This window comes from Bacillus sp. FSL W8-0848, from assembly GCF_038007805.1.
GTDB classification, from domain to species: Bacteria; Bacillota; Bacilli; order Bacillales; family Bacillaceae; genus Bacillus; species Bacillus glycinifermentans.
This window is the reverse complement of record NZ_JBBOYB010000001.1, coordinates 170,001-191,405: the sequence shown is the minus strand read 5'-3', so window position 1 is coordinate 191,405 and position 21,405 is coordinate 170,001. Positions and strand designations below refer to the sequence as shown.

The following is a 21,405-nucleotide window of genomic DNA, read 5'->3' as shown; positions in this document are numbered from 1 at the left end:
TTGAACGTGGAAATCCCCCCTTTGGTTAAACAAAACCATAGGAGGGAATTAGAGTTCGCCCTTAATCATCCGATTTTCTTATTTCCGCCAAAAAGTTGAACAATCTATTTTATCCTGAATATTAAATTCAATCATTTTCTCAAGCAATTCGTAATTGACCGGCTCTTTCCACGGAATTCGAAACAAGCCTTTGGTAGCGCTATAGCCGGCTTGGGCAATGTCATCGGCAAAGTGCGCAATGCCTGCTTCTTCGGGTGAAACGCTCAAATGATGCTTCGCTGTGGAAAAGCCGATGATAAATGTACCGTGATCGGAAAACATTGGCGTATTCCACTTGATTTGCGGTTCCAAATTGGGGAATTGTTTAGCGACCCACGCCAAAATTTCCTCTGTTCGGCCGCGGTGATCGGGGTTATCGATACCTGCTAAATATCCGGCGAAAACTTTCATGTTATTCCCTCCTATAATAAAAATTAATTTTAAACGATGTAATTTTTTATGCCAATACGCTATGGCAGTCAATTGCTATAGCTTTTTAATTCTTCTCAATTTCGGGAAAGTCCGCAGACTTTTTTAGGTTCTATATGCACAATCAGTTTGTAATCTAATTTCGTTGGATACTGTACCCCTTTTAGACAAAAAACACCCCTTTGGCTAAGCATAACCAAAGGGGTGAACCTGCGCAACTTTTTTATAAACATCGCGACTTTCATTTTCAAATCAGATTGACAACAACCTTACTCCACCGTCACACTCTTCGCCAAGTTCCTTGGCTTATCAACATCACAGCCTCGGTGCAGTGCAGCATAGTATGCGATCAGCTGCATTGGGATGACGGAGACGAGCGGAGCGAGCTCCGGTTGTACTTCAGGCAGGACGAAGCGGTCGTCAGCTTCTTCCAGGCCTTTCAGTGAGATCACGCAAGCGTTGGCGCCGCGGGCGGTTACTTCTTTGACGTTTCCGCGGATGCTTAAGTTTACGTGTTCTTGTGTCGCAAGGGCGATGACCGGTGTGCCGTCTTCGATCAGTGCGATCGTGCCGTGCTTCAGTTCGCCGCCGGCGAAGCCTTCAGCCTGGATGTAAGAAATCTCTTTCAGTTTCAGCGCTCCTTCGAGGCAGACAAAGTAGTCGAGTCCGCGGCCGATGAAGAAGGCGTTGCGGGTAACGGTCAAGTATTCGCGCGCGATCATTTCCATTTCGTCTTTTTGATCGCAAAGGGCTTCCATCGCATTTCCGATGATGCCGAGCTCTTTCACGAGGTCAAAGCCAAGCGCTTTGCCGCGGCTTTCCGCAGTCACGGCTGCCAGGATGGAAAGGACGGCGATTTGCGCAGTATACGCTTTTGTTGAGGCGACCGCGATTTCCGGACCGGCATTCAGCAGCAGCGTATAGTCGGCTTCACGGGAAAGCGTTGATCCCGGTACGTTTGTAATCGTCAGCGCTTTGTGGCCGAGCTTTTTCACTTGTACAAGCACGGCGCGGCTGTCAGCCGTTTCACCGCTTTGAGAAATAAAGATAAACAGCGGTTTCTCAGAAAGCAGCGGCATATTGTAAGAAAATTCGCTGGCAACATGGACTTCAGCCGGTACTTTCGCCCATGATTCAATGAATTGCTTGCCGACAAGACCGGCATGATAGCTCGTTCCGCAGGCGATGATATAGACGCGGTCAGCTTCAGCCACCGCTTCAGCGACATCTCCCGGAATCGAAAGCTTGCCGTTCTCGTCTTGGTACGTTTGAATGATTTTCCGCATGACGAGCGGCTGTTCATCAATTTCTTTCAACATGTAGTGAGGGTATGTGCCTTTTTCGATATCGCTGGCATCAAGCTCTGCGATATAAGAGGCACGTGACATCAGTTCACCGTCAAGATTTTTGATAACGACTTTCTTGTCGGTGACGATGACCATTTCTTTATCCATAAGCTCCACATATTCATTCGTCACTTGAAGCATCGCCATCGCATCGGATGCGACAACGTTGAATGTATCTCCAAGGCCGACGAGCAGCGGGCTTTTGTTTTTCGCAACATAGATGGTTCCCTTGTTCTCAAGATCGAATAATGCAATCGCATAAGAGCCTTTGAGCAGCATAAGCGTTTGACGGAACGCTTCCTCTGTGTCAAGGCCGCCTTTGACGAATTGTTCGATCAATTGAACGACAACCTCTGTATCCGTATCGCTTTTCAGTTCAACGTCTTGTAAATATTCGCGTGTCAGCTGAACGTAGTTCTCGATGACACCGTTATGAACAAGCGTAAAGCGGCCTGATGCGCTTTGATGAGGGTGTGCGTTTAGACGGCTTGGTTCACCGTGGGTCGCCCAGCGGGTATGTCCGATTCCTGCCTGGGACATCACGGTTTGATCAACGGCTGCGCGAAGATCGGCAATACGTCCTTTTTCCTTAAACACATGAACGCCGTCTTCATTCGCCACAGCGATTCCTGCTGAATCGTAGCCGCGATACTCCAATTTTTCCAATCCTTTTAACAAAATTTCCTTTGCATCAAGCTGGCCGATATAACCTACAATACCACACATAATGTTCTTCCTCCCGAATTCCGCAGGAAGGAGACGAAGAAAGTCTGCTTTAAGGCGGGGACGTTTCTTCGTCCCCTCCTACATGTTTTTTGATGGAAGATCATGCGATTTCCCTTTGTTCAAAGAGTCGCCTCTTTGGTTTGAGGAAATCCTTGCGGCTGTGATCTTTTAGGTCAGCCGGGAGGCATCCGCCGAATATTTCGATAACCTCCATCCTCGTCAACTAAGCTGTTTCGTCCGTACGCTTAGTCCGGGCGCTATCATTATAATAAACCTTTCAACCCTGCCTTTCCTTTTGAATAAAACAAGACAAGCTGATTTTACTACAGGTAAAAAGAACCGTCAAACGATTTCTAACATGATTCACATTTATTTCAAGAAGTAAAGACGGTTCACTTTATCTTATGTTAAATCAGCATGTCCTGTTCATGGTCCTTTGCGGAAAATTACTCCGCTCCCATTTCCGCCTTTACGACGTCAACGATGCGGCCGACATAGTCTTCGCAAAGTTCCTTTGTTCTTGCTTCCGCCATGACGCGGACGAGCGGCTCCGTACCTGAAGGGCGCACAAGGATGCGGCCGTCGCCGTTCATTTCCTTTTCGACCTCTTCAATAACCGCTTTGACTTTTTCGTTTTCGGTCACTTTATGTTTATCTGTTACTTTGACATTGACCAAAAGCTGCGGAAACTTCTGCATTTCAGCGGCAAGCTCTGACAGCGGCTTGCCCGTCATTTTGATCGTATTCATCAGCATGATCGCCGAAAGCAGTCCGTCTCCGGTTGTATTGTAGTCAAGGAAGATCAGATGCCCGGACTGTTCACCGCCTAGATTATAGCCGCCGTTTTTCATGGCTTCGACGACATAGCGGTCGCCGACTGCAGTCTGAACGCTTTTCACGCCTTCCGCTTCAAGCGCTTTGTAGAAGCCGAGGTTGCTCATGACGGTGGAAACAACCGTATTTTCCGCCAAACGGCCCTCCCTCTTCAAGTACTTCGCGCATATGTACATGATTTGGTCGCCGTCGACAACATTCCCTTTTTCATCTACAGCGATTAAGCGGTCGCCGTCGCCGTCAAACGCCATGCCGACGTCAGCGCCTTTTTCTTTTACAAATGCGGCAAGTGCTTCTGGATGGGTCGAACCGACGCCGTCATTAATATTTAAGCCGTTCGGAGACGTGCCCATCGTAGAAACATCGGCATCAAGATCGGCAAACAGGTGCGTGGCCAGCGAAGACGTCGCCCCGTGCGCGCAGTCGAGCGCGATATGAATGCCTGTGAAATCCTCGTCAGCGGTCTGCTTGAGAAATTGCAAATACTTTTGTCCGCCTTCAAAATAGTCGTTCACCATCCCAAGATCTGCTCCGACAGGCCTTGGCAGGTTGTCTTCCGGCAGATCCATGAGACGCTCGATTTCAAGCTCCTGTTCATCGGAAAGCTTAAAGCCGTCGCCGCCGAAAAACTTGATTCCGTTGTCCTGGACGGGATTGTGCGAAGCCGAAATCATCACTCCGGCTTCAGCATCCATTGCTTTCGTCAAGTAAGCTACGCCGGGCGTTGAAATAACGCCGAGGCGCATGACTTCGGCTCCGATCGAGAGGAGACCGGCGACAAGAGCCCCTTCCAGCATATGTCCGGAAATACGCGTGTCACGGCCGATCAGCACTTTGGGACGTTCTTTATCTTTTGTGAGGACATAACCGCCAAAACGTCCGACTTTAAAGGCCAGCTCTGGTGTAAGTTCACTGTTTGCCACACCTCTCACACCGTCTGTTCCAAAATACTTGCCCATTCATATCGCTCCTTTTTGATTCATGAAGGTTGTGAATCTGTTTCAGAATGATCCTGTTCTTTTTCATCCTGACCTTTGTCATTTTCATTTTTAGATGTTTTAGAAGAAATTCTAACTTTAACACTTTTCTGCGGCAGCCACCATGTGATATTCTGCGGTCCGTTTACTTCAAGTTTGACGTTATGGTCGCCGTCGCTCAAATCGGCAGCATTCAGATAGAGCTCGATGTCTGACGGCTGAAGCTTTGATATCGCGGCATCTGAACCCTTTGCCGTAATATCCAGCTTGCCGGTTTTCGGGTCAAGAAACTCAAGATCCTGACTGTCGCTCAGCCCGACGGTTTTGATTGAAACGTTCTTCAGTTTTTTCTCTTCTGCTTTGTCAACTTTCACTTTGATGGTCACTTTTTCAGGCGACACTTTTTTGGCCCCTTCCGGCACCGGAATATCGGCCTCTATTTGAGTGTCATCTTTAATTTTACTTAAATCGATTTCAGTACCGTCGACAAATTCTAACGAATCAAGGACATTTTGCGGTCCGTAGACGGTCGCTTCCCCAGGGCTCATATCCAGGCTGGAAATGCTGATGCCGTCAGGAAGGCTTCCTTTTCGCTCAAGCTTGATCGGCACCTTTTTGCTCGGACTCGTCACCGGAACGGTGATTTTGACGACGGACGGAGCGACTTCGACCGGAAGAACGTTTCCGTCCGTGTCATAAACCGTCAGCTTAGCTTCCTTTTCAACCGTCTGATCCACGCCTTCCAAATTGATCGTCGCCTTTATGCTCGCGATTCTGTCGATCACGGCTTTCGCCCCGGTGACGCTGACGTTTTTCGGATTGACGATCGGCTGCTCCGGCGAGTAGCCGTCCTTCATTTTATTTTTATTGTAGAAATCGGCTTCGACCGGAAATTCTTTCGTCGTCTTTTCTTCGATCGTTACGGTTGCCGCCGAAGGATTGATCGAAACGCTCAGTCCTTCGGCGACATTTCTCGCCTTCAATTCCACTTTATGTCTGCCGGTTTTCAGATTCTGCATATCGGCATAGATTTCAAAATCCTTCACTTGCCTTACTTTCTTAACAGTTCCCGTCGGTCCTTTGATCGTGACGTTCACGGTTTGCGGCACGCCTGTGACGACGTAATTTTCATCATCATAATATGCTTTTACCGGTATATCGGTAAGGGTTGCTTCATCAGTCGTGGCGGTAGGAAAGAATGATTCGCCCGGTTTCTTCGGGGTCGGCGCTTGTGCGCTGTGGACCGCAAAGTAAAGCAGAAACGCGAACAATAACGCGACTAGTTTGACGGCCCAGGGATTGTTTAAGAATTTATCCATTTTTCTTCCCCCTCCAATACCAGCGAGTTGAGGAAGTTTCCCGCGAATTTTTTTTGAACTCCGCTTCAAGCATTTCTTTTAATGCTTCTTCCGTTAAGTCACGGTGAAGGTCTCCGTTTTTGGCGACGCTGATGCCGCCGGTTTCCTCGGATACAACGATCGTAAGACTGTCGGTTACTTCGCTGATCCCGACCGCCGCTCTGTGCCTCGTGCCAAGCTCTTTCGAAATAAACGGGCTTTCAGACAGCGGAAGATAACAGGCAGCTGCGGCGACCTCGCTGTTTTTCATGATCACGGCGCCGTCGTGAAGCGGTGTATTCGGAATAAAGATGTTGATCAATAGCTCAGAGCTGACCTTTGCGTTTAAAGGAATCCCCGTTTCTATGTAATCGCCCATTCCGGTTTCCCGTTCAATGGTTAACAGTGCGCCAATCCGCCGTTTTGCCATATATTTGATCGCTTTTGTAATCGCTTCGATCGTTCTCTTCTGCTCCTCTTCTTCAGGATTCCCGCTCCTGGAAAAAAAACGGCCGCGGCCAAGCTGTTCGAGCGCTCTCCTCAGTTCAGGCTGGAAAATGATGATGATCGCCAGGAACCCCCACGTGATCGCCTGGTCAACCAGCCACTGCAGCGTGCTTAACCCCAAATACTGGCTGGCCACCCGGACAAGAACAATGACTACGATTCCCTTTAAAAGCTGAACCGCCTTCGTTCCGCGGATGACCATCATTAGTTTATATATTACGTACCAAACAAGGAGAATATCAACGGCATCGCCGAGGTACTGCAAGAAAGGGATATCCTCAAAAGCCATTTCCTCGTCCTCCAAGAATTCAGTCATTAGTAAAGTTAATTTGTTTTCAATATCGATTGTTTATCATTTTATATACAGAGGGTATTATACCACACTTTTATTTCCCAAGTGAAATGGCGGCCCCTGCATAAGAAAAGAGCAAAGCCATTAAAGTCAGCTTTGCTCTTTGTCTTTTGAATCATCGGCACCGAAAACCGCTTTTCCGGCTGATTTGATTTGATACCAGATCCAATCAAACGCCTCGTTGATTTCGTGGATCTGACCGGTGACCTGTCCGGCTGAAGCTGTATATTTTTCCCCGTTTATGATCGTTACATCGCCATCGATCTTGCCCTTGATAATCAGCTTGCCGTTTTTAACGGTAACATCGCCTTTGACGACTTTGCCTTCAGGCACGGTGACGGTGTTGTTTTTCACGACCAGATTAGGCTGGTTGGACACGCTGAAATCATGATCATTTTTCCAGCTTGAGAAAAGGCTGCCGCCCATTAGAATGATAAACAACGCCGCCACGATAAACGGATGAGCTTTCAGCCATCTGTTAATGGAAACCGCCCGCTTTTCCTTAGGCAGATTAGCCAGCACATTGGCCGTAAAGTTTTCCGGAGCCGCAAGATGTGACGTGCTCTGCACAAGTGCAATCGACTTTTCCATTTCGCGAAGGCGTTTTTTGCATCCTTCGCATGACTGCAAATGACTTTTAAGCTCCGTCTCCTCTTCCGGAAGAATGTCTCCATCAAGATATTTGTGCATAAGCTGAACAATGTGCTCCGGACAGCTCATTTCATCACCCCACTTAAAGATCCCTTAATTGTTTTCTGAGAGCCTCTCTCCCCCTGTGTATTCTCGTTTTCACGGTGCCTACGGGGATGTTTAAGATTTCGCTGATCTCATTTAGCGAGAGCTCGTCAATGTACTTTAATACGATGACCGTCCTGTATTTTTCGGGAAGCCTTAAGATTTTTTCCTGAATGGTACTATGCAGTTCCAAGGAAAGAACTTCATCCTCTGGAAGCGCTACGTCTGCTGCAACCTGTGAATACATTGTAAGCCCTTCTGTCCCTGCCACCTCTGCATCCAAGTAATAGTCCGGCTTTTTTTTACGGATACGATCGATGGTCAAATTGGTTGCGATTCGATAAAGCCACGTGGAAAATTTCCGGTTAATATCAAAACTGTCGATATTCACGTATGCTCTGATAAATGCTTCCTGCGCAATATCTTCCGCCTCATGCGCATTGCCAAGCATACGGTAGCAAAGCTGATAAATTTTGTCCTTGTAAATATCCACGATATCCGCGAATGCATTACGATCGCCTTTTTTCACCTGTTTGATTCTTTTTTTTATCATTGTTTCCATATTTATCTAACCTCTGCCTTCACCGGTCTTTATGTATACGAGTTGATGTTTGAAAGGTTTCACTGAAATTCATAAAAATAGTTTAACAAAAAATTGGCAGAGTGTTGATGGTTTCAGGGGCCTCAGGCCCTTAATATTAGCTTAAAATTATTATACATCATAAATATTTCGAAATTGAGATTTATGATGAAACGATCAGCGGCCGATCCGGCCGCCGCTCCTACAGCAATTTTTCTCCGAACAATGAACCCATTAACGCAACAGCCGTCTCAGCCGTCCTGTTTTTCTCATCCAATACCGGATTCACCTCAACAAACTCGGCAGACGTTACTAAATTGGATTCCTCCAGCATTTCCATGGCCAAATGACTTTCCCTGTAGCTGATCCCTCCTGCAACGGGCGTCCCCACGCCAGGCGCATCATTCGGATCAAGGGCATCCAGATCAAGCGACAGATGGACGCCGTCCGTCCGTTCCCGCAAATATTCAATCGTTTCCTCCATAACCCTCGTCATGCCGAGGCGATCGATTTCATGCATCGTATAGACCTTGATTCCTTGTTCTCGAATCAGTTTCTTCTCCCCATCATCAAGCGATCTCGCTCCAATGATGACGATGTTCTCCGGCTTGACCTTGGCACCATCCCCATAAATGCCGGTCAGCCGTTCATGCCCGATCCCCATGCTGATCGCAAGCGGCATTCCATGAATGTTGCCTGAAGGAGACGTTTCCTTTGTATTGACATCAGCATGAGCGTCATACCAGATCACACCCAAATGATGATAATGCCTTGCAAGTCCGGCAAGCGTTCCGATCGCGATGCTGTGATCCCCGCCGAGAACGAGCGGAAACGAACCTGAGGCAACGATTTTATCAACCGTTTGAGCGAGCTTTAAACTCGCGTTTGTAATCGCTTTCAAATTACGCAATTCTTCTGATGCGGATTCCCCGCCTTCCCTTTCATCCTCCCTCTGGCCGATTGTGATATCCCCCAAATCTTCGATATCCCGAGAAAGGCTTTCCAAACGTTCATTGACGCCGGCACATCGAATCGCACTCGGCCCCATGTCAACTCCCCGTCTTAATTGGCCTAAATCCATCGGCACGCCGATCATCGAAATCTTTTTTAACATCACATTTCCCCCTTTCAGACCTTCATTGTACCGCCTGATTGAAAATTGACTCAACAAGACATTTTTTTGAATAGTTATACAAAAAAGGCAAAATAAAAAGGACATCCAAACAGGATGTCCAAAAACTGGGCTAGCTGGATTCGAACCAGCGCATGACGGAGTCAAAGTCCGTTGCCTTACCGCTTGGCTATAGCCCAAAAATGGTGGAGGGGGACGGATTCGAACCGCCGAACCCTGAGGGAGCGGATTTACAGTCCGCCGCGTTTAGCCACTTCGCTACCCCTCCAGAACAGTGCCGGCCAGAGGACTTGAACCCCCAACCTACTGATTACAAGTCAGTTGCTCTACCAATTGAGCTAGACCGGCATAATCAATATGAACATTTTACAAGTAACATCGTCAAATCGTCGTCCCGAACTCGGAAAGCTTATTCGCGGAAGCCTCTCCTTCGGTACGCTGAAGCCGATGCTGCCGAAGCAGATTCGAACGTGCTCTACCAATTGAGCTAGACCGGCATATATCAATACCTTATGCAAAAGCAAGTGCGTTTGACACCGCTCTGCAAAAAATGGTGGAGGATGACGGGATCGAACCGCCGACCCTCTGCTTGTAAGGCAGATGCTCTCCCAGCTGAGCTAATCCTCCGACGTACAGGACGTACTAGTGCATGCGTTGCAACAGGACGTTGCGCTCTTAGCATGCCTTCCTTTAAAAGCTCCGGTATACCCCTTCTGCTTCTAAAAAATAATGGTGACCCGTACGGGATTCGAACCCGTGTTACCGCCGTGAAAGGGCGGTGTCTTAACCACTTGACCAACGGGCCAAAATCGATTGTTTCCGGCAGCTCTCGTAAAGCTGACAAAAGTTATTATATACAGGTTACTGCATATTTGTAAAGGGGTAATTTAAAATTTTTATTTTCAAATTTTTCGCTGAAGTTTTTTACAAATAAACGCCGATTTTGATTACACTGTTAGTATCTGAATACAGAAAAGGGGTACACGTACATGATATTGGTCAGCTCTTGTTTGGCAGGCGTTGAATGCCGATATGACGGGAGGCACAGCTATATTGATAAAATCAATCAACTCGTTGAAGAACAAAAAGCAATAATCGTCTGTCCCGAATTGCTCGGAGGTTTTCAAACGCCAAGGGAGCCTGCGGAAATAAACGGCGGAACAGGTGAAGACGTTTTAAACGGGAATGCCGTCATTCTGACTAAATCGGGCGAAAACGTTACGGACCTTTATATAAAAGGAGCTTACAAAACGCTTGAGATCGCAAGAGAGATTCAGGCGGACACCGTCGTTTTAAAAGAAAACAGTCCATCCTGCGGAAGCAGCAGCATATATAATGGAAGCTTCTCCGGCCAAAAGATTGCCGGAAACGGCATTACAGCGGCTCTTCTTAAAAGGGAAGGCTTTCGAGTCATTTCTGAGCACCAATTGGATGAACTATAAACCGAAGTGCAGTCTTTGACTGCGCTTTATTTTATTCTTCAGCATCAATCTTTAGAACCGTTTTAAAATAAAATTTCATAATTTCCAATTTTATGTTGAAATAAAATTCCATTAAAAATATACTGAAAATTAAGAAATGTATATACCATTTTTGATCAGGAGGATTCCGGATGAAAAACAGCAATCTCAGCTCCTTAACGACCGAGCGCCGCAATGAAAATGCAAAGCACATCCATCAGGCGGACACATTGGACATCTTAAAAATCATGAATGAAGAGGACAAAAAGGTGGCTGAAGCGGTTGAAGCGGTATTGCCGGATGTAAAAACCGCAGTCGATTATGCAGTCGGGTCATTGCAGAAAGGGGGACGAATCATCTACATTGGTGCGGGCACAAGCGGACGGCTCGGCGTACTCGATGCAGCGGAATGCCCGCCGACATTCAGCATTTCTCCCGATACTGTCAGAGGGCTTATCGCAGGAGGCCAAAAAGCATTATTCGAAGCCGTCGAAGGTGCCGAGGATCGTGAAGAGCTCGGAGCACAAGACTTAAAATCCATCCATCTGTCAAACAAGGATACCGTCATCGGCATTGCCGCCAGCGGGCGAACCCCTTATGTATACGGCGCTCTGAAATACGCCGGAAAAATCGATGCAAAAACGATTTCCTTAACCTGTAACAAGCAATCGGCAATCAGCCAAGCGGCCGAACACAGCATTGAAGTGATCGTCGGTCCCGAGGTTATCGCGGGATCGACTCGAATGAAGGCGGCAACCGCGCATAAAATGATTCTGAACATGATCTCGACAACATCTATGATTCGATTGGGAAAAGTTTATGAAAACTTGATGGTCGATGTGAACGTAAGCAATGAGAAATTAAAACAGCGGGCGATCCGCATTATTCAAACCGTTACAGGAGCTGAACTGCAAACGGCTGAAAAAGCGCTGCAAGCGGCCGGTAACCGCGTAAAAACGGCTATCATCATGATCAAAACAAATACGGATGCCGCTGCAGCGGAGAAGCTGCTGAAGCAAGCGGAAGGCAATATCGAAAAAGCACTAGCGGCAAACGAAAAAAACGCGTGAAGGAAGGAGAAAGCCATGGCCGCAGGAGGATTAGACATGATCCGCACGATGCTTCACAAGCTTCCGCAGTCTGAACGGAAACTGGCCGAATATATTTTGGAAAATCCGCAGGAAATCGTCAACAGCACCATCCAGGAAATCAGCGGAGCCGCAAATACGAGCGGAGCCGCAGCGATCCGGCTCTGCAAATCGCTCGGGCTAAAAGGATACCAGGATTTAAAGCTGCGAATCGCCGGTGATTTAATGAGATCTGCAGATCAAGGCTACCGGGATATAGAACCGCAGGAACCTCTGTATTCAATCGCTCAAAAAACAGCGAGCAATTCCATTCAGGTGATCCGCGACACATTGGACAATATTGACCAACTCGAACTCCAAAAAGCGATTCAAATGCTGATCACAGCGGGGACGGTCCACTTTTGCGGCATCGGCGCCTCAGGGATTGTCGCACAGGATGCCCAGCAAAAATTTTTACGAATTAAAAAAGGGGCTACCGCATTTACAGACATGCACCTTATCGCATCATTAATCGCCAATGCTGACGAACATGACATTGTATTCGCCATTTCACATTCCGGCGAAACCCGTGAGATCATCGATGTGCTGAAGCTGGCAAAAGAACGCGGCGTGAAAACGATCGGTTTAACCCGCTTCGGACAGTCAGCCGTTTCTTCAATTTGCGATGTTGCTCTGTATACGTCATGTTCGAATGAAGCGCCGTTTCGAAGTGCTGCAACCTCCTCTCGTTTAGCCCAGCTTTATATGATTGACATTTTGTTTTTAGGTATGGCCGCAAAGCGTTATGAAGAAACGATTCAATATATTGATCAGTCAAAAGCGGCCATTCAAACAATGGGAGCAAACAGATCTTAACAACAAAGGGGGAATTGTCAATGAGCGAACAAAAGAAACATGCCGGCTTGGCAAAGCGCATTCTGGAACTTGCGGGAGGAGCGGCGAATGTCGCGGACTATACCCATTGCATGACGCGTCTGCGGATCACGCCAGTTGATAAAGAAAAAGCAGACATCGATTCAATTAAAGCGCTTGAAGGAGTCATCGGCGTCGTCGAAGCCGAAACACTGCAAATCATACTCGGTACAGGCGTTGTTCAGCATGTATCAGATGAATTCGGGGAGCTGCTCAAAAAAGCGGATCACTTTAACGTAAAGGAAGCAGCAGCCAAAAACAAAACCGCAGTTTCAAAGAAAAACGCCACACCCTTTAAACTGTTTTTACGGCGGATCGCAAGCATTTTTATCCCGCTTATTCCCGCATTAGTGGCATCGGGTCTGATCACGGGCATCACCAAAGCCGTGATCCAGGCAGGGTGGCTCGCCGAAAAATCCCAGCCGGCCATCATCTTAACCGTCATCGGCTCCGGTTTATTTGCGTATTTGGGCATCCTTGTCGGCGTGAACGCGGCGAAAGAGTTCGGCGGCTCCCCGGCACTCGGCGGCTTGGCCGGTATTTTGATCATCAATCCGGCCGCCGCTGATATCAACCTTTTCGGCGCAGCGCTTCTCCCTGGCCGGGGCGGATTGATCGGCGTTCTATTCGCCGCCATTTTCATCGCCTTTATCGAAAAGCGAGTCAGGCGTTTAATTCCCCATTCACTCGATATCATTGTCACACCTACCGTCTCCCTTCTGCTCACAGGAATCGTCACTTACGTTATTTTCATGCCGGTCGGCGGCTTTATTTCTGATGCGATTACTTCGGGACTTTTAGCCATATTAAATATAGGCGGCATATTCGCCGGATTTATATTGGGCGCAACCTTTCTGCCGCTTGTCGTTACCGGACTGCATCAAGGCCTGACGCCTGTTCACATGGAATTGATCAATTCGATCGGCGACGATCCGCTCCTGCCGATTTTGGCAATGGGCGGTGCAGGCCAAGTAGGGGCCGCTTTTGCGATCTACTTAAAAACGAAAAAAGCGAAACTGAAAAGAGCGGTTGCCGGCGGACTTCCGTCAGGATTGCTCGGCATCGGCGAACCGCTGATTTTCGGAGTAACCCTTCCTCTCGGGCGCCCGTTTTTAACCGCTTGCCTAGGAGCCGGAGTCGGTGGAGCATTTCAAGCTTATTTTAAAATCGCAACCGTATCGATAGGCGTATCAGGACTCCCTCTTTCATTTCTGGTTCATACCCATCAAATCATCTTATACATCATCGGTTTATTCATCTCATATGCTGCCGGCCTTTTCTTTACGTACGCATTCGGGTTTAACGACGATATGGCGGTTGAATTTGATTAAACGTTTGTTTAAAATTTCCACTAAACCGTTTTTAAGGAGGGATTGGCGGCATGAAAAAACTCATCATCTGCGCTGTTGCAGCGTTTCTCTTTCTTCCATTCCTTTATCCGCACCCATCATCTGCACAAGCTGCTGCTGCAAATGACAGGCACAACCAGAGATACCCTGTTTTACAAAAAGCAAAAAACCCGGAAGATGCCGGTTTTTCTTCAGAAAAACTAAAACGAGTTGACAGGCTCATCGAAGAAGACGTTGCAGCCGGATTCCCCGGCGCCTCCCTCATTGTCATCAAAGACGGAAAGATCGTGAAACAAAAAGCATACGGATACAAGCAAAAATACAGCGGACTCACTCCTTTGAAACATCCGGGAAAAATGAAAACCGCTACGATGTTTGACCTTGCTTCCAACACGAAAATGTATGCCGTCAACTTTGCTTTGCAGCATTTGGCGAGCCGGGGTGAGCTCGACCTGAACTCAAAAGTCTCCCGCTATATTCCCGAATTCAAAGATGCTCCCGAAGACGCTATTAAAGGAAAAGATGCACTTCGCGTCATCGATTTGCTGCATCATACGGCAGGATTCCCGGCAAGCTGGAACTATTACGATCCAAAAACGGCCGGAAAGCTTTACTCCCAGACAAGGGCAAAAACGTTGGAATTTCTTTCAAAAACCCCTTTGGCATATAAACCGGGTACAAAACAAGTCTACAGTGATATCGACTACATGCTGCTTGGCCTGATCATTGAAAAGATAACGGGCCAGCGCCTTGATTCATATATTGAAAATCGGTTTTACCGTCCTCTCGGCCTGCGCCATACATTGTTTAACCCGCTGCAAAAGGGCTTCAAGCCTTCACAGTTTGCAGCCACGGAGTTAATGGGAAACACGCGGGACGGCACGATTTCGTTTCCTAATATCAGAAGCTACACGCTGCAAGGTGAGGTTCACGATGAAAAAGCGTTTTACTCGATGGAAGGCATTTCAGGACACGCCGGACTGTTTTCAACAACCGAGGATATGGCGGTGCTGCTTCAGGTCATGCTGAACGGAGGAGGCTACGGCTCTCAAAAGTTTTTTGACCGTGCTATCATTTCTCAGTTTACGAAGCCGTCAAACATGGATGCCACATACGGATTAGGGTGGCGGCTTAACGGCAGCGCCGACATGGAGTGGATGTTCGGAAAGCATGCAAGCAGCAGAGCTTACGGACACACAGGCTGGACCGGAACGATTACCGTCATCGACCCGGAATATCGGCTCGGCATCGTTTTATTGACCAATAAAAAACATTCTCCCGTCATCAATCCCGCGGAAAATCCGAATCAGTTCGAAGGTGATCTATTTTCAACCGGAAAATACGGCAGCGTAATAACCGCTGTTTACGAAGCGCTAAAATCATAAATAGGAGGGGCAAGCAGTATGAAAGGATTGTTTCGATATGCACTGATCGCCGTGTTGCTGGCATCTCAAGCTATACATCCCGATACGCGTACAGCCGAGGCGAAACAACATTCCGGACATAGCGTCAAACAGATCGTCAGCAGTATGACGCTTGAAGAAAAAATCGGGCAAATGCTTATGCCGGATTTTAGAAATTGGAAGAAGAAAGAGGATTCAAGCGCCAAGGGATTGACGGAAATGAACGATGAAATAGCAGGCATCATCCAAAAGTATCATCTCGGCGGCGTGATTCTTTTCGCCGAAAATGTCACAGGCACGGAGCAAACAGTTCGTTTAACCGACGGTCTGCAAAAAGCAAGCCGCGGCATTCCGCTCTTTATCACGATTGATCAGGAAGGCGGCATCGTCACAAGACTTGAATCGGGAACAAACCTGCCGGGCAATATGGCCATCGGCGCTTCTAAAAACGCGAAAAATGCTTACCGGTCAGGAAATATCATCGGAAAAGAATTAGCCGCATTAGGAATCAACGTTAATTTCAGTCCTGTGCTTGACGTCAACAACAATCCCGACAACCCTGTGATCGGCGTCCGCTCCTACAGCTCCAAACCGGAACTCGCGGCGGGGCTCGGCATTCAGGCCATGAAAGGGCTTCAAAAAGAAAACATCGCTGCTACAGCGAAGCATTTTCCCGGCCACGGAGATACGGCGGTTGACAGCCATTACGGCCTCCCGCTTGTACCGCATGATCAAGAACGGCTCAAACGCGTTGAACTTTATCCATTTAAACAAGGGATCGATGCAGGCATCGATATGATCATGACGGCCCACGTCCAGTTCCCGGCATTCGATGACACGACATATAAAAGCAAAAAGGACGGACAGGATATCATGGTTCCGGCGACACTGTCCAAAAAAGTGATGACAGACCTTCTGCGAAAAGACCTCGGATTTGACGGTGTCGCAGTGACAGACGCTTTAAACATGAAAGCCATCTCCGACAACTTCGGCCGCGAGGAAGCCGTCGTCATGGCTGTGAAAGCAGGCGTTGACATTGCACTTATGCCTGCAGAAGTGACGTCACTGGAAACAGAGAAAAACCTGGCAAACGTATATGAAGCCCTTCTGAAAGCAGTCCGCCAGGGAAATATCCCCATTGAACAAATTAACCGGTCGATAGAACGGATCCTTTCTTTAAAGAGCAAGCGCGGCATTCTTGACGGTAACTCTTCTGGATCATTACAGAAAAAAATAAAGCACGCCTTAAAAACGGTAGGAAACCACAAACATGCCAAAGCAGAAATGAAAATGGCGAAAGAAGGCGTAACCGTCTTAAAAAACGATGACCGCACACTCCCGTTTAAAGCGAAAAAAGGGGACACCATCCTTATCCTGGCACCATACGAAGATCAAACAAAAGCGATGTCCAAAACGGTCAGAAGAATAAAGAAAACGGCGGTCGTGAAGGAATATCAATTTGCTGAGAAGGTTTTTAATCAGGATGTTCAAAAGCTGATCGATGAGGCTGACTATATCGTTACCGGCTCATATGTGGTCAAAAACGATCCGGTTGTAAACGACGGAGTGATCGACGATGCCATTCAAGACTCAAGCAAATGGGCCACCGCTTTTCCGCGGGCTGCTATGCTGTATGCCCAGGCTAAACAGAAAAAGTTTGCCTTAATGAGTCTCCGCAATCCATACGATACAGCGAATTTTGAAGAAGCAAAAGCAGTCATTGCGGTATACGGATTTAAAGGCTACACAAACGGACGTTTCAGGCAGCCAAACATTCCGGCGGGCATAGAAGTCATTTTTGGAAAAGCGAAGCCTAAAGGAACCTTGCCCGTTGATATCCCTTCCGTAACGCAGCCGGGAAACATCCTTTACGAATATGGCTATGGATTGAACATCAAAAACGGCAAACCGTTGAAATCGGAGGGATTGCAATGATGAAAAAAGCATCCTGGCTGCTCGCAGGAGTCATTGTTCTCAGTACATTGACGGCAGCATCTGCCAACCCTAAAAATGAAAAGAAAGCAAAGGTCTCTCCAGGAATAGAAGTACTGATGAATAAGAAAAACATGTTAAAAGGAAAAAAAGTCGGTTTGATCACAAATCCAACAGGGGTGGACGCCAAACTGAACAGCAGCATCGATTTGCTCCATCAAGATCCGGACATTGAGCTCACTGCGCTTTTCGGACCGGAACACGGCGTGCGTGGCGATGCTCAGGCAGGGGACAAAGTCGACTCGTATATCGATGAAAAAACCGGCCTTCCCGTTTACAGCCTTTACGGCAATACGAAGAAACCGACTCCTGAGATGCTGAAGAATGTTGACGTTCTCCTGTTCGATATCCAAGATGTCGGGACCCGTTTCTATACGTACATTTATACAATGGCATATGCCATGGAAGCTGCAAAAGAAAACGACATTCCGTTTATCGTTTTGGACCGGCCGAACCCGCTGGGAGGAATAAAAGTGGAAGGACCTGTTCTTGATCCAAACTTTTCATCTTTTGTCGGAAGATACCCCATTCCGTTAATACACGGCATGACGGCAGGGGAACTCGCGCAGCTGTTTAATGAGGAATTTAACATCGGCGCCGACCTGACCGTCGTCAAAATGAAAGGCTGGAAACGGCGAATGTCTTTTGAAGATACCAGGCTTCCTTTCGTCCTTCCTTCGCCAAACATGCCGACAGTTGATACTGCCACAGCCTATCCCGGCATGGGCTTAATTGAAGGAACAAATATTTCAGAAGGAAGGGGAACGACGAAACCGTTTGAGTTAATCGGCGCCCCTTACATCAAAAGTACGGAGCTCGCCGAGAAATTAAACAGCTTGAAACTGTCCGGCGTCCGATTCAGAGCGGCTTCATTTACACCGACCTTTTCAAAACACCAAAACAAATTGTGCCACGGGGTGGAGATCTATGTGACAAACCGGTCCGCTTTTCAGCCGGTGAAAACCGGGATATCCATCATCAAAACGATCCATGACCTATATCCGGATGGCTTTCAATTTCTTTCTTCCAACAACTTCAATCTCCTGATCGGCAACGGCTGGGTCAAAACAATGATTGAAAAAGGAGCTTCAGCAGAAGACATCGTCAAAAGATATGAAGGTGAACAGAAGCGGTTTATGAACATTAGAAAGAAATACCTGTTATATTAAGAAAAGCAGACGCTGGTTTAAACCGCCATACGTACTATATGACAAATTTGATTCGAACAATGCCCTGCCTTTTAAGAAGGCAGGCTTGTTTTATTATCCAACTGATACGCCCTTTTCAATTCGCTTTTGGCCAGCAAGTGCCCAAACAACGCAGCCAGGATTTGCTGAAACAGCATGCCGATCACAACGGGCACCGCTACCTGTGCCGGAAAAAAGCTGGTTGCCAAAACGGCCCCTGCGCTAATATTTCGCATTCCTCCCGTAAAGATTAAAGCAACGTTTTCTTCGTGAGGCCGCTTCAGCATTCTGCCCAGCAGCCAAGCCGTCATATAACCGATAAAAGCCACTAAAAACACCGTCACGGCTATCGTAACAAACCTTAAATCGACCGTTCTTAAATAAGGAGCGACAACTGAGCTGTTGATCGCCACCACAACGGCTAATCCCATTTTTGAGAACGGAGCGCAATTCGCGCTCAAACGCGCCGTTCTGTCTGGTGCAGCAAACTGGTTGACCAGCATGCCTAACAGAGAAGGGATGACAACCATCCCAAACAGCCCCTTCATCATCCCCGCTATATCCATTTCGACCTGAGCTCCTGCCAGAATGGACAGACTAAATGGTACGACAAAAGGCGAAAGAATTGTATCAATCAAAATGACCGAAAGGGTTAATCCGATATTTCCTTTATACATGGCAGCCCAAATCATGCTAGTGATGCCGGTGGGGATCACAACACCAAGAATGAGTCCCGTAATCGTCAACGAATCCCCGTTGAATACAATATGTCCAGTCCCCCATGCCAATACCGGCATAAACAAATGTAGAACAAATAAAGCCAGCAGCATCGGCAACGGGTGAACCACCGCAGCTTTCAGCGACTGAAAGTTGGCGCTCAAGCTTCCGGCAAAGGTCATAAAAGCAAAAATCCACGGCACAAATGCAGCAAATCCATGTAATTGTTCTGAAAGCAATACCCCGCAAACGACGCTTGCAGGCGTCAGCAAAGGCATTATTTTCCCAAGTGTTTTATTGATTGTCTGAAGCATAGATGCAAACGCCCGCTCTCTTTAAATGATCATACGTTCATTATAGCAAAAGACGGATGTCAAAACAGGAAGGTAAAAAGAAGTGGGTGTCCGGGGAAAGCCTATTTTAAGCGTGATCAGCTGCATGCATTCTTTTTTTAATAGGGAAAACTGCCAAAATCGAATCGACCTTAAACAGTATGACCTGTCGTTTCTGAAAACAAAACGCTTTAACATACCCGTTTTTGATGTCATTGACTAATATCGTCCGCTTAGAAAACTCATGTTCTTTCATGTAAATGATCTCAACGGGAAAACCCTCTGCCATAGCACGATTCAGCAGCTTTTTCATCCTCTCGCTCCTTTCGCATACCATCATTCTATACGAACACACGTTCTTTTTCAAGTAGAAAAAATAAACAATGTATGAAATCATTTATTATTGGAAGAAACTTTTTAAGGGGATGATGCGTCAGTAAATATGTGACATTTATTAGAAGGAGCCCAGCCATGTCCAGAACACACAAAAGCACAAGAGTATATAAAAGAAAAAAACGGCGGAATAAAAGGCTTTTATTCGCTGCGATCCTTGTTTGCGCAATCATTTACATCGCTTTTCCGAAGATGCCAAGCGATCATTATGAAAAACAGTCGCAAGCAACCGAGAAACAAATAAAGCCGGAAAAGAAAAAAGAGCCGAAAGTGAAAAAAGAAAAAACACAAAGCGAAATCGTCACGAAAAACGAGAATAAACAACTGGATGATTATTTAAAAAATATTGGTTTCAGCGGGACGGCATTGATTGTAAACGAAGGAAAAATCGTCACAAACAAAGGCTACTCCTATGCAAACCGCAAGAAAAAAGTGCCGAATACACCCGAAACCGTTTATTATGTCGGTTCATCACAAAAAGCGATCATCGCCGCTTCCATTCTCCAGCTTGAAGAAAGAGGCCTGCTGTCAGTAAACGATCCGGTTTCTACATATATTCCGGATTTTCCAAACGGCACGAATATTACCCTTTACAATCTCCTCACTCATACATCGGGGATTAAAGGACACAACGAAGGCAGCAGTTATATTTCACCGGACAATCTTTTAAAAGATATCGAAGCTCAAGGAATTAAAAATGCTCCTGGAAAATGGGATTACAAAGACTCCAACTATTCCGTACTGGCATACATCGTAACGAAGCTGAGCGGTGAATCTTTAAATGCATATGTTACAAACCATATCTTTAAACCTGCGGGCATGAAACACGCAGGGTTTTACAAAACGTTTGCAAAGCAACCCCAACCGTCAACAGGCTATAAGCTGAATGCTTTTAAAAAGCTGTATACTCCCGATATGCCCGATTTATCACAGCTGTACGGAGCAGGGGATATCTATATGACAGCATACGATATGTATTTATTCGATAAAGCGCTCTTTGAAAGAAAAATCATTTCTGATCAAAGTTTTACAAAAATGTTTACGCCCAATCAGGCAACATACGGCATGGGTTTTTATATTTCTCCCGGAAGCTACTCAAACCACGGCGTAATGCCTGGTTACAACATTTTAAACAGCTTTAGCAAAACAGGGAGCAAATATGTCATTCTCTTTTCAAATATACAAAACAACATTAAATCATTCGGCGTCGTTAATAACCGGATTTTCTCTATTTTGAATGCATCCGAATGATAAAGCAGGAGACACTTTCACTCTGTTTAAACAAACGTTTGTTTAAGAAAGAGGTGAAAGTGTCTTTTAAGTAACCGTCATAAAACAAAAATAAGCAGGCATTATGCCTGCTTTAAAAATACCGTTATAAACAAAAAAAGCTTTCCCCTTAATTGGAGAAACCTTGTCATATCAAGATATCTACTTAAGCTTCCAAGCGGGCTCGAACCGCTGACCTCTTCCTTACCATGGAAGTGCTCTACCTGCTGAGCTATGGAAGCATTGGCTCCGCAGGTAGGATTCGAACCTACGACCGATCGGTTAACAGCCGATTGCTCTACCACTGAG

At 46.8% G+C, this 21,405-nt stretch carries 18 protein-coding genes and 7 tRNA genes (1 of these 25 cut by a window edge); 8 read left to right on the top strand and 17 right to left on the bottom strand.

What is annotated here, in order from left to right:
* Positions 1–78: 78 nt before the first annotated feature.
* The 13 genes from NSQ39_RS01100 to NSQ39_RS01040 all read right to left on the bottom strand — a co-directional run bounded on the left by NSQ39_RS01100 (position 79) and on the right by NSQ39_RS01040 (position 9,799).
* A complete protein-coding gene (locus NSQ39_RS01100) occupies positions 79–450 on the bottom strand; it encodes an iron chaperone (RefSeq protein WP_175075366.1) in 372 nt (123 codons plus the stop codon).
* 287 nt (positions 451–737) lie between these two features.
* Positions 738–2,540: a glutamine--fructose-6-phosphate transaminase (isomerizing) gene (glmS, locus tag NSQ39_RS01095; protein WP_175075367.1), complete on the bottom strand. Its 1,803-nt coding sequence runs from the start codon at positions 2,538–2,540 to the stop codon at positions 738–740.
* A gap of 446 nt (positions 2,541–2,986) precedes the next feature.
* A complete protein-coding gene (gene glmM / locus NSQ39_RS01090) occupies positions 2,987–4,333 on the bottom strand; it encodes a phosphoglucosamine mutase (RefSeq protein WP_046132939.1) in 1,347 nt (448 codons plus the stop codon).
* Positions 4,334–4,353: 20 nt separating this feature from the next.
* Entirely contained in the window at positions 4,354–5,670 is a 1,317-nt protein-coding gene (locus tag NSQ39_RS01085; RefSeq protein WP_175075368.1) for a CdaR family protein, read from the bottom strand.
* The gene (gene cdaA / locus NSQ39_RS01080) at positions 5,663–6,484 is read right to left on the bottom strand and encodes a diadenylate cyclase CdaA (protein WP_046132941.1); all 822 of its coding nucleotides are present in this window, start codon (positions 6,482–6,484) and stop codon (positions 5,663–5,665) included. Before cdaA ends, NSQ39_RS01085 begins: the two co-directional genes overlap by 8 nt.
* Positions 6,485–6,637: 153 nt before the next feature.
* A complete protein-coding gene (rsiW, locus tag NSQ39_RS01075) occupies positions 6,638–7,267 on the bottom strand; it encodes an anti-sigma-W factor RsiW (RefSeq protein ID WP_341013964.1) in 630 nt (209 codons plus the stop codon).
* 13 nt (positions 7,268–7,280) lie between these two features.
* The gene (sigW, locus tag NSQ39_RS01070; RefSeq protein WP_046132943.1) at positions 7,281–7,844 is read right to left on the bottom strand and encodes an RNA polymerase sigma factor SigW; all 564 of its coding nucleotides are present in this window, start codon (positions 7,842–7,844) and stop codon (positions 7,281–7,283) included.
* A gap of 220 nt (positions 7,845–8,064) precedes the next feature.
* On the bottom strand, positions 8,065–8,976 hold the full coding sequence (gene rocF / locus NSQ39_RS01065) for an arginase (RefSeq protein WP_175075369.1): 912 nt from the start codon (positions 8,974–8,976) through the stop codon (positions 8,065–8,067).
* Between the two features lie 125 nt (positions 8,977–9,101).
* Positions 9,102–9,173: transfer RNA gene (locus NSQ39_RS01060), tRNA-Gln, on the bottom strand.
* A gap of 4 nt (positions 9,174–9,177) precedes the next feature.
* Positions 9,178–9,262 (bottom strand) — tRNA-Tyr (locus NSQ39_RS01055).
* 7 nt (positions 9,263–9,269) lie between these two features.
* Positions 9,270–9,342, bottom strand: a tRNA-Thr gene (locus NSQ39_RS01050).
* 203 nt (positions 9,343–9,545) lie between these two features.
* Positions 9,546–9,621 (bottom strand) — tRNA-Val (locus NSQ39_RS01045).
* A gap of 103 nt (positions 9,622–9,724) precedes the next feature.
* Positions 9,725–9,799 (bottom strand) — tRNA-Glu (locus tag NSQ39_RS01040).
* 184 nt (positions 9,800–9,983) lie between these two features.
* On the opposite strand from NSQ39_RS01040, the gene NSQ39_RS01035 reads away from it, so the two are divergent.
* The 7 genes from NSQ39_RS01035 to NSQ39_RS01005 all read left to right on the top strand — a co-directional run bounded on the left by NSQ39_RS01035 (position 9,984) and on the right by NSQ39_RS01005 (position 18,367).
* On the top strand, positions 9,984–10,436 hold the full coding sequence (locus NSQ39_RS01035) for a DUF523 domain-containing protein (protein WP_175075370.1): 453 nt from the start codon (positions 9,984–9,986) through the stop codon (positions 10,434–10,436).
* Between the two features lie 170 nt (positions 10,437–10,606).
* Positions 10,607–11,524, top strand: coding sequence for an N-acetylmuramic acid 6-phosphate etherase (gene murQ, locus NSQ39_RS01030; protein ID WP_175075371.1), 918 nt, complete (start codon positions 10,607–10,609; stop codon positions 11,522–11,524).
* 15 nt (positions 11,525–11,539) lie between these two features.
* A complete protein-coding gene (locus NSQ39_RS01025; protein WP_046132947.1) occupies positions 11,540–12,397 on the top strand; it encodes a MurR/RpiR family transcriptional regulator in 858 nt (285 codons plus the stop codon).
* Between the two features lie 20 nt (positions 12,398–12,417).
* Entirely contained in the window at positions 12,418–13,785 is a 1,368-nt protein-coding gene (locus NSQ39_RS01020) for a PTS transporter subunit EIIC (RefSeq protein ID WP_046132948.1), read from the top strand.
* A gap of 50 nt (positions 13,786–13,835) precedes the next feature.
* Positions 13,836–15,188 carry a penicillin binding protein PBP4B gene (gene pbp4b, locus NSQ39_RS01015; RefSeq protein WP_175075372.1) on the top strand — a complete coding sequence of 451 codons (1,353 nt, stop codon included), beginning with the start codon at positions 13,836–13,838 and terminating at the stop codon, positions 15,186–15,188.
* Positions 15,189–15,206: 18 nt separating this feature from the next.
* Positions 15,207–17,141 carry a glycoside hydrolase family 3 protein gene (locus tag NSQ39_RS01010; protein WP_046132950.1) on the top strand — a complete coding sequence of 645 codons (1,935 nt, stop codon included), beginning with the start codon at positions 15,207–15,209 and terminating at the stop codon, positions 17,139–17,141.
* Complete coding sequence (locus NSQ39_RS01005) at positions 17,138–18,367, top strand: exo-beta-N-acetylmuramidase NamZ family protein (RefSeq protein WP_175075373.1); 1,230 nt, start codon at positions 17,138–17,140, stop codon at positions 18,365–18,367. The genes NSQ39_RS01010 and NSQ39_RS01005 overlap by 4 nt, the downstream gene beginning before the upstream one ends.
* 71 nt (positions 18,368–18,438) lie before the next feature.
* Here NSQ39_RS01005 and NSQ39_RS01000 read toward each other — a convergent pair whose 3' ends face one another.
* Entirely contained in the window at positions 18,439–19,416 is a 978-nt protein-coding gene (locus NSQ39_RS01000; protein ID WP_175075374.1) for a bile acid:sodium symporter family protein, read from the bottom strand.
* A gap of 106 nt (positions 19,417–19,522) precedes the next feature.
* A complete protein-coding gene (locus NSQ39_RS00995; RefSeq protein ID WP_175075375.1) occupies positions 19,523–19,747 on the bottom strand; it encodes a hypothetical protein in 225 nt (74 codons plus the stop codon).
* A 158-nt stretch (positions 19,748–19,905) separates the two neighbouring features.
* Here NSQ39_RS00995 and NSQ39_RS00990 point away from each other — a divergent pair, with 158 nt between their 5' ends.
* Positions 19,906–21,078 (top strand): serine hydrolase domain-containing protein, encoded by a 1,173-nt coding sequence (locus NSQ39_RS00990; RefSeq protein WP_175075376.1) that lies wholly within the window; start codon positions 19,906–19,908, stop codon positions 21,076–21,078.
* A 187-nt stretch (positions 21,079–21,265) separates the two neighbouring features.
* Here the strand turns inward: NSQ39_RS00990 and NSQ39_RS00985 are convergent.
* Together NSQ39_RS00985 and NSQ39_RS00980 are read right to left on the bottom strand one after the other, a co-directional pair.
* A tRNA-Thr gene (locus NSQ39_RS00985) sits at positions 21,266–21,338 on the bottom strand.
* 2 nt (positions 21,339–21,340) lie between these two features.
* Positions 21,341–21,405: transfer RNA gene (locus NSQ39_RS00980), tRNA-Asn, on the bottom strand; it runs 10 nt beyond the window's last position.

What these genes read in the sequence shown, in the direction of transcription:
- cdaA (WP_046132941.1), bottom strand. Translation starts at nt 6,484, where the DNA reads ATGGCTTTTGAGGATATCCCTTTCTTGCAGTACCTCGGCGATGCCGTT.
- NSQ39_RS01085 (WP_175075368.1), bottom strand. Translation starts at nt 5,670, where the DNA reads ATGGATAAATTCTTAAACAATCCCTGGGCCGTCAAACTAGTCGCGTTA.
- NSQ39_RS01100 (WP_175075366.1), bottom strand. Translation starts at nt 450, where the DNA reads ATGAAAGTTTTCGCCGGATATTTAGCAGGTATCGATAACCCCGATCAC.
- NSQ39_RS01005 (WP_175075373.1), top strand. Translation starts at nt 17,138, where the DNA reads ATGATGAAAAAAGCATCCTGGCTGCTCGCAGGAGTCATTGTTCTCAGT.
- NSQ39_RS01010 (WP_046132950.1), top strand. Translation starts at nt 15,207, where the DNA reads ATGAAAGGATTGTTTCGATATGCACTGATCGCCGTGTTGCTGGCATCT.
- sigW (WP_046132943.1), bottom strand. Translation starts at nt 7,844, where the DNA reads ATGGAAACAATGATAAAAAAAAGAATCAAACAGGTGAAAAAAGGCGAT.
- NSQ39_RS00995 (WP_175075375.1), bottom strand. Translation starts at nt 19,747, where the DNA reads ATGAAAAAGCTGCTGAATCGTGCTATGGCAGAGGGTTTTCCCGTTGAG.
- NSQ39_RS01025 (WP_046132947.1), top strand. Translation starts at nt 11,540, where the DNA reads ATGGCCGCAGGAGGATTAGACATGATCCGCACGATGCTTCACAAGCTT.
- NSQ39_RS00990 (WP_175075376.1), top strand. Translation starts at nt 19,906, where the DNA reads ATGTCCAGAACACACAAAAGCACAAGAGTATATAAAAGAAAAAAACGG.
- pbp4b (WP_175075372.1), top strand. Translation starts at nt 13,836, where the DNA reads ATGAAAAAACTCATCATCTGCGCTGTTGCAGCGTTTCTCTTTCTTCCA.
- rsiW (WP_341013964.1), bottom strand. Translation starts at nt 7,267, where the DNA reads ATGAGCTGTCCGGAGCACATTGTTCAGCTTATGCACAAATATCTTGAT.
- murQ (WP_175075371.1), top strand. Translation starts at nt 10,607, where the DNA reads ATGAAAAACAGCAATCTCAGCTCCTTAACGACCGAGCGCCGCAATGAA.
- rocF (WP_175075369.1), bottom strand. Translation starts at nt 8,976, where the DNA reads ATGTTAAAAAAGATTTCGATGATCGGCGTGCCGATGGATTTAGGCCAA.
- glmS (WP_175075367.1), bottom strand. Translation starts at nt 2,540, where the DNA reads ATGTGTGGTATTGTAGGTTATATCGGCCAGCTTGATGCAAAGGAAATT.
- NSQ39_RS01000 (WP_175075374.1), bottom strand. Translation starts at nt 19,416, where the DNA reads ATGCTTCAGACAATCAATAAAACACTTGGGAAAATAATGCCTTTGCTG.
- glmM (WP_046132939.1), bottom strand. Translation starts at nt 4,333, where the DNA reads ATGGGCAAGTATTTTGGAACAGACGGTGTGAGAGGTGTGGCAAACAGT.
- NSQ39_RS01035 (WP_175075370.1), top strand. Translation starts at nt 9,984, where the DNA reads ATGATATTGGTCAGCTCTTGTTTGGCAGGCGTTGAATGCCGATATGAC.
- NSQ39_RS01020 (WP_046132948.1), top strand. Translation starts at nt 12,418, where the DNA reads ATGAGCGAACAAAAGAAACATGCCGGCTTGGCAAAGCGCATTCTGGAA.